Origin of the sequence: Paenibacillus sp. (assembly GCF_031177825.1) — a bacterium.
GTDB lineage: Bacteria > Bacillota > Bacilli > Paenibacillales > YIM-B00363 > Paenibacillus_AE.
The window spans coordinates 1-7,130 of the sequence record NZ_JAPSKE010000056.1 but is presented as its reverse complement, the minus strand read 5'-3'; the positions used below and the strand labels follow the sequence as shown (position 1 = coordinate 7,130).

The window sequence follows — 7,130 nt, the reverse complement described above, 5'->3', positions numbered from 1 at the left end:
ACATTGCTTACTACAACTACGAACGTTTCCAGAAAAAACTCGGCGACCGCTCCCCAGTGGAATACCGGGAAACGATCGCCGCTTAATATACTCTTTTCTTACTGTCTACTTGACGGGGCTATGACCAGGACGACGCCGATCGGGGGAGGTTTTTTATTTCCGGGAGCTATGCCCGTTCGCGTCGCGCAGGGCGCGCAGCGCGGCGGCGAAGTCGTCGGGCAGCTGCGCGTGGACGCTCATCCGTTCGCCGGTCCACGGATGCGGCCAGACGAGCTTCTCGCCATGCAGCGCTTGGCGCTGCATGATCGGGCGGTGGCCGCCGTACAAGCCGTCGCCGGCGATCGGATGCCCGAGGTGCGACAGATGCACCCGGATTTGGTGCGTGCGGCCCGTCTCGAGCCGCAGCCGCAAGAGGGTGTGATCGGCGAACCGCTCGATCACTTCGTACCGCGTGACCGCCGACTCGCCGGTCTCGCTCACCCGCCGCCGCGTAGAGTGGTGGCGGTCTTGTCCGATGGGCGCGTCGATCACGCCCTTCCCGTCCTTGACGACGCCTTCCGCCAGGGCGGCGTAGATGCGCTCGATGCGCTTCTCGCGCATCGCGGCGTCGAAGACGTAGTGCGCGAGCTCGTTCTTCGCGTACAGCACCGGTCCGGTCGTATCCTTGTCGAGCCGGTGGACATGGCGAACCCGGCACGCCTGGTTCGTCATGTCGTAGTACGCGGCGACCTTATGCGCCAGCGTTCCGCGTTGATCCTTGACGCTCGGGTGGACCTCCATGCCCGGGGGCTTGTTGACGACGAGCGTAAAGTCGTCTTCGTATAAAATATTGAGCTCCATCCATTCCGGTTCGAACTCGGGGCGCTCCTCCGGGAACAGCTTGAGCCGGAGCAGCTTGCCTTGGCGCTGCACGCCGTTGACGGAGATGAGCCGACCGGCGACCTTCCCCGGGATCGGCAGCAGCTGCATAAGGCCTTTCAGCGGCACTGCCGCCAACGACTCCGGCAGCTTCAGCTCGAGCCATTCGCCCTTGCGCTTGGCGGCGTTCAGCTGCAGCCCGGCGGCCGATGGCAGCGGGGCGGAGCCGCCGTTCGCGAAGCCGCGGCCGGCTTGGCCGGCGCCTCGAACGCGGGGGCCTCCGAAGCCCGGGATCCCGAAGTCTCCTCGATCGTCCGCCCCGGAGCGACGCGCCTGCGAGCCGCTGCGGCCGCGAGTTCCTGCCGACGGCTCGCCGCGGCCGTATCCGTCGTCGGGCGCCGCTGCGTTCCGCGGCCTTCCGCCGACGGACGAAGCCGTTATGCCGGCCCCTCTGCCGCGGGAGCCCGCCGCGGCGCGCGTTCGGCCGGCTTCGCCGCGCGGCGGACGTCCGCCGCCGAACGCCGCGCTGCCTCGACCGCCCGCGCTCGCGCCGCTTCGCCCGCTTGACGCGCCGCCGCCGCGGCGTCCGGTCCGCTCCTGTTGTCCGGCGCCGGAGCTCCGGCGTCCGCCTCGTTCTTGCTGTCCGCGACCTCGACCTGCCACGAAACCACCGCTTCCTCGATAAGTAATGCTCTTATTGTAGCGAAGCGGAGGGAGCGGTTCAACTCGGGGGCGAGCCAGGCGTTTACCACTTGCCGAGGAACTGCGCGCCGAGGACGACGAGGCCGAGCGCCCAGACGTAGACGGCGAAGATCTTCAACGATCCGCGCTTCAAGAAATCGATCATCCAGCGCACCGCGACGTACCCGAAGACGGCGGAAGCGACAGAGCCGACGACGAGCGCGGGAATGCCGACGGCGCCGGCGGCGCCGCCGCCCTCCAACAGCTTCGTCGACTGCAGGACGATGCCGCCGAGAATGGCCGGGATCGACAATAGGAACGAAAAGTACGCCGCGGTTTCGCGGTCCAGCTTCCGGATCAGGCCGCCGACGATCGTCAGGCCGGAGCGGGAGATCGCCGGCAGAATGGCGCCGGCTTGGAACGAGCCGATGACGAGCGCGTCCGTATAAGATAGGTCTTGCATCTTCTTGCGCCCGTTCCGCATCCCGTCCGCGAACCAGAGGAAGACGCCCGTCGCGAGAAATTCCCAGCCGATCGTCGCGCCGCTGACGGATATTTTCTCGAAGAAATCCTCGAACAAGAAGCCGACGACGACGGCGGGAATCGTGCCGACGACGAGCAGCAGGCTGACCTTGCCGAACGGCTTCTTCAAGATGCCGTATAGCTCTTCGCGATAATAAAACACGACGGCGACCAGCGTGCCGATATGCAGCATCGTGTCGAGGAACAGTCCCGCCTCTTGCAGACCGAACGCATGGCGCCCGAGCGCGAGATGGCCGGTGCTGCTGATCGGCAGAAATTCCGTTAACCCTTGAATAAGTCCGAGTACGAAGGCTTCGATCCAGGACATGCTCCACCCCGTTTGTCCGTAGTGGTACTAGGGTATTCGCAGCTCCCGCGAAACATGACTCAGTTTGTCCGGGTTCCGGACGATGTAGATGCCCTGGACCGTGCCGTCTTGGCCGAACCGGAACGTCATGACGCTGCGGACCTGTCGCTCCGGACCTTCGAAGATGGCAAGGCCCGGGCCGCCGTTGACGACGACGGGCACGGCCATCGTCGCGGCGGCCATCTTCCGCAGCAAGCCGCCGAGGAAGGCGGCGACCCTCGGTTTCGTCTCGATCGGCGCCGTCGCGGCGAACACCTTGCCGCCGCCGTCCGACAGAAGCACGACGTCCGGCGCGAGCCGCCGGAAGAGCGGCTCCATGTCCCCGGTGCCGGCCGCATGATGGAACGCCCGGAGCAGCTCTTCCGCGAATTGCTCGGACGGCGCGGCGGCCTCCATGGGATCGGCTTCGAGCTTGACGCGGACGCGGCTCATGATCTTCCGGACGTTCGCCGCCGATTTGTCCACAAGTCCCGCGATCTCCTCGTACTCGAAGCCGAACGCTTCCCGGAGCACGAAGACGGCGCGCTCGACCGGGGAGAGCCGTTCCATCATCAGCAGCATGGCGAACGACAGCGTCTCGTCGCGTTCCGCGGCGACCGCCGGGTCGCCTTCGGCTCCGGTCGTCAGGAGCGGCTCGGGGAGCCACGGACCGACGTACGTCTCCCGCCGCGCGCGGGCGGAGCGAGCGAGGTCGGTGCAGCGATTGACGGTCATCTTGCACAAATACGCCTTCGGATACTCGAGCGCACGCGCATCCGGCGCTCGGCGCTCCCACTGGAGGAAGACGTCCTGCACGACGTCCTCGGCTTCCGCGGCGGAGCCGGTCATTCGGTACGCCAATGAAAACAACAGCGGCTTATATTTCTCATATAGAAGTTCCGTTCCGGCCGCCGCCGACGATTCCGTCATCCCGATCGCGCTCCTTTACAGATCTTATATCGACTTCCGAATTAGTTCATCAAACTGCCGAGGTTCCAAGTATATTCTCTTACCTTGCCGCCGAGCGCGCCGCCGATCGTAAAGTCGACGCCCCAGTGGCGAATCCAAGCGAAGCCCTCGCCTTCGCCGAGGTCCACGCAATACTGCTGCCGCGTCGCCGCGCGATGCGGTTCGGCGGGGCGGCCGGTTATATCCGCAAGCAGTACTCGCCCGAGCCGCTGCGCTTGTTGGATCGCTTCGCGGCACGTCATCCCGTCTTCGACGCCCGTCGCGGAATCGACGATCCGCGCGTTGTCCCCAACGGCATATATCGTATCATAGCCGCCTTGCACCCGATACCAACAATCGGTCGAAAGCCGCCCGTCCGCTCCGAGCGGCAGCCCAAGACCGCGCAGCGTGGGGCTCGGGTCGACGCCGATCGTCCAGACGACGAGGCCGCAGGGAAGACGCTTCCCGTCGGACAACTCGGCGAAGCCGTCGCCGCCGTCCCGCGCGACGCGCACGCCGCGGACGATGCGCACGCCGGCCGCGCGCAGCCGAGCTTCCAGGCGCTTAGACGCAGCGTCTGTCATCAGCGGCACGAGCCGCGGTCCGCCGGCGACGATCGTCACGCGCGGCAGCGACGCCGGCAGACCGAGCGCGGCGGCCCGCCGCTTCATCGCCTTGGCGAGCTCGGCGGCGGTCTCGACGCCGCTGATCCCGCCCCCGGCGACGACGACGGCGCACAACGCCGCTTGACGCGCGGCGTCGCGTTCCAGGACCGCCGCCTCCAGATTCGCCTCGACGGCGAGGCGAATGCGCTCCGCATGGACTTCGTCCCGCAGCGCGATCCCGCCGGCGCCCTCGGGCGCTTCGCGAACGACGCTGCCGAGCGCGAGCACGAGCCGGTCGTACGCCAGCGTTCGCGGAACGCCGGACGCGTCCTCGTAGGTCACCGTCCGCGCCGCGGCGTCGACCGCATTGCAGCGTCCCTGTACGAAATCCGCTTCGCCCGCGGGAAACAGCGTCTCCCACGGCACCCGCAGGCTCGTCGGCACCGCCGCCGCCTGCACGAGCCGCACCTTCTTCGCGTGATAGGTCGCCGGGTCCATGAGCACGATGCGGACCGGCGTGCCGATCCGCTCGCTCTCCGTCTTGACCGCCTTCACCGTATGAATGCCCGCATAACCGCCTCCGACCACTACGATCGTTTGCATCGTACACCACTCCTCGCTTGGTTTACCCATGTAACGAGAGTCAGAGCAAAGTTGTGACACAAAGAAAGTCAATTAATTCGAACTTTTTATGTGAAAAACAGCGACATGTATTGACGAAAATCCAGCGACGTGAGATATTGTTACATGTAAATGTAGATAACATCTACATGTGAGGTTTTTCTATGGCAGGATTAGTAACCAAAATGGAGGCGAACCCGGTTGAAGAAGATCGAGGCGATTCTTAGACCGCAGAAGCTGCACGATACGATCAAGGCGCTGCACGCGATCGGCGTAACGGCGTTTACCGTGAATCAGGTGGTCGGACGCGGCCTGCAGAAAGAACGAAGCGGCATCTATAGAGGGCAAAACTACAACGTCAGTCTGCATCCGAAAGTAAAAATGGAGATCGTCATTTCGGACTTCATGGTCGAGCGCACGGTGCAAGCGATCGTGTCGGCGGCGCAGACGGGCGAGGCGGGGGACGGGAAAATCTTCATCTCCTCCGTGGAGCAAGCCTACAATATTCGGACCGGCCGGGTCGACGAGACGATCGACGAGCTGCGGCCGCTGACAGGGGAGGCATAATCGGTCATGGTGGAAGCGATACATCTGAATACGATCTGGGTCGTGCTCGCGGCGGCCATGGTATTGTTCATGGAGGGCGGATTCAGCTTGCTCGAGGCCGGTCTCGTACGGACGAAGAACGCGGTCAACGTTACGATGAAAATTTTCGTCGACCTGACCATCGGCGCCCTAGCGTTCTGGGCGATCGGCTTCGGTCTTATGTTCGGGTCCGACGCGGGCGGTCTAATCGGGACGACGTTGTTCTTCGCCCCGCAACAGATTGAACTCGGCCTCGATCTGCCGGCCGCCGCATACGTCTTGTTCCAGCTCGGCTTCGCAGTGGCCTGCATCTCGATCGTCTCGGGCGCGGTGGCGGAGCGAATGAACTTCAAAGCCTACGTCATCGTGGCAGGGCTGATCGCGCTTCTCCTGTACCCGGTATCGGGCCACTGGGCTTGGAACGGCGACGGCTGGCTGGCGCAGCTCGGCATGAAGGACTTCGCGGGTTCCGCCGTCATCCACCTGCTCGGCGGCTCCGCGGCGTTCGTCATCGCCTGGATTCTCGGCCCTCGTCAAGGCCGCTATAAGGACGGCAGCGTCAACGTCTTCGCGCCGTCGAACATTCCGCTCGCCTCGGCCGGCGTATTCGTGCTCTGGTTCGGCTGGTTCGGCTTCAACGCCGGCAGCACGCTGAACGCCGGCGACGGCATGCTGTCGTCGATCGCGCTCAACACGATGCTCGGCGCGGCGGCGGGCGGCGCGTCCGCCATGCTGTTCACGATGTTCCGCTTCGGCAAGACCGACCCGTCCATGGTCATGAACGGCGCCCTGTCGGGCCTCGTCGCGATCACGGCGGGCTGCGCGTTCGTGAATCAATGGCAGTCGATCGTCATCGGTCTCGCCGCCGGTCTGATCGTCATCTGGGCGACGCTCTTCATCGACAGGCTGAAGGTGGACGACCCGGTCGGCGCGGTCGCCGTTCACGGCTTCAACGGCGCGTTCGGCACGATCGCCGTCGGATTGTTCGACGCGCAGGGCGGACTCTTCACGACGGGGGATGGGTCGCTTCTCGCCGCGCAAGCCATCGGCGCCTTGGCGATCATCGCATGGGGCTTCGCCGGAGGGGCCGCGATCGCATATATCGCGAAGGTTACCGTAGGCTTGCGCGCTACGGCGGAGGAGGAAGAGGAAGGGCTCGATATGGCGTACCACGGCATTCCGGCTTACAACGAGCTTGATCGCTTCTCCGAAACGACGAAGGCGCTGTACGATTTCGAGGCCACGACGGGCGTGAGCGTGAAGCAGCCGGATCCGTTCGCCGCGAAAGCGAGCGGATAGAGGTAGATCAGACGGCAACGGGTAGATACTTCTCATGGACTCGGCGGGTATCGCCGGGTCCTTCTTTCATGGTTGGGAAGTGGCGCGAGGGACAGCGCGTGTCTATTCGCTCTCCTTTCTAAGGTGATTTCCTCTGCTCAGGGGAGAAGGGCGGGGATGACCGTGGATGTCGCAAGTTGTTAGTAGGTTGTTAGTAGCTAAGCCGAAGGAAGCACAGCTCGTTCCACTCGTCGCGTAAAGAAATTCCCTTGGCGGAGGCGTTCCAACGGAAGCAGAATTCGTCGAGGTAGCTTTGAAGATACTTCGTGCCGACGCCGTTGAACAGCCGGTTCATCCAACCGCGGGCCTCTAGCAGGCAATCCCGCAGCGGGCTGCGGTGCATCCGATCGGAATTGAGCCATAACGCGTCCGCGCTCGGATCGACGTGTTCTTCGAGGATGCGCGCCTTCCCGTGCGAGGTCGGTTCCTTGAACCCGCGGACGAGACGGTCCCGAGGCACGAACCCGAGCTTCAGCGCGGTCGGCTTGCCGTCTCTCCCCACGGAAGCCGAGACGGACACGACGCGCTCGCAGCGATAGTGCCGGTGGGGCAGGAAGATGAAAATATAGTTAGGCGCCAAGAAATGAAGCCCGGTATGTACGGTCCCTTGCAGCTTGAAGGCGTCT

At 64.3% G+C, this 7,130-nt stretch carries 6 protein-coding genes and 1 pseudogene; 2 read left to right on the top strand and 5 right to left on the bottom strand.

Going from position 1 to position 7,130, the window contains the following annotated elements:
- Positions 1-153: 153 nt before the first annotated feature.
- The 4 genes from RIN49_RS28640 to RIN49_RS28625 form a co-directional block, all read right to left on the bottom strand.
- Positions 154-1,521, bottom strand: a complete 1,368-nt coding sequence (locus RIN49_RS28640) for an RluA family pseudouridine synthase (RefSeq protein ID WP_309123503.1) — start codon at positions 1,519-1,521, stop codon at positions 154-156.
- Between the two features lie 82 nt (positions 1,522-1,603).
- Positions 1,604-2,389: an undecaprenyl-diphosphate phosphatase gene (locus tag RIN49_RS28635; RefSeq protein WP_309123502.1), complete on the bottom strand. Its 786-nt coding sequence runs from the start codon at positions 2,387-2,389 to the stop codon at positions 1,604-1,606.
- Positions 2,390-2,416: 27 nt separating this feature from the next.
- Complete coding sequence (locus tag RIN49_RS28630) at positions 2,417-3,337, bottom strand: RNA polymerase sigma-70 factor (protein ID WP_309123501.1); 921 nt, start codon at positions 3,335-3,337, stop codon at positions 2,417-2,419.
- Positions 3,338-3,378: 41 nt separating this feature from the next.
- Positions 3,379-4,563, bottom strand: a complete 1,185-nt coding sequence (locus RIN49_RS28625) for an NAD(P)/FAD-dependent oxidoreductase (RefSeq protein WP_309123500.1) — start codon at positions 4,561-4,563, stop codon at positions 3,379-3,381.
- Positions 4,564-4,782: 219 nt separating this feature from the next.
- Between RIN49_RS28625 and RIN49_RS28620 the strand changes: the two genes are divergently transcribed.
- Both RIN49_RS28620 and RIN49_RS28615 read left to right on the top strand, forming a co-directional pair.
- Positions 4,783-5,148 carry a P-II family nitrogen regulator gene (locus tag RIN49_RS28620; protein WP_309123499.1) on the top strand — a complete coding sequence of 122 codons (366 nt, stop codon included), beginning with the start codon at positions 4,783-4,785 and terminating at the stop codon, positions 5,146-5,148.
- A gap of 9 nt (positions 5,149-5,157) precedes the next feature.
- Entirely contained in the window at positions 5,158-6,465 is a 1,308-nt protein-coding gene (locus tag RIN49_RS28615; protein ID WP_309123504.1) for an ammonium transporter, read from the top strand.
- A gap of 190 nt (positions 6,466-6,655) precedes the next feature.
- Here RIN49_RS28615 and RIN49_RS28610 read toward each other — a convergent pair.
- A pseudogene (locus tag RIN49_RS28610) lies at positions 6,656-7,130 on the bottom strand (hypothetical protein); the annotation flags it as partial.

Coding starts and splice junctions, on each gene's coding strand:
- RIN49_RS28635 (WP_309123502.1), bottom strand. CDS start 2,389: ATGTCCTGGATCGAAGCCTTCGTACTCGGACTTATTCAAGGGTTAACG.
- RIN49_RS28630 (WP_309123501.1), bottom strand. CDS start 3,337: ATGACGGAATCGTCGGCGGCGGCCGGAACGGAACTTCTATATGAGAAA.
- RIN49_RS28625 (WP_309123500.1), bottom strand. CDS start 4,563: ATGCAAACGATCGTAGTGGTCGGAGGCGGTTATGCGGGCATTCATACG.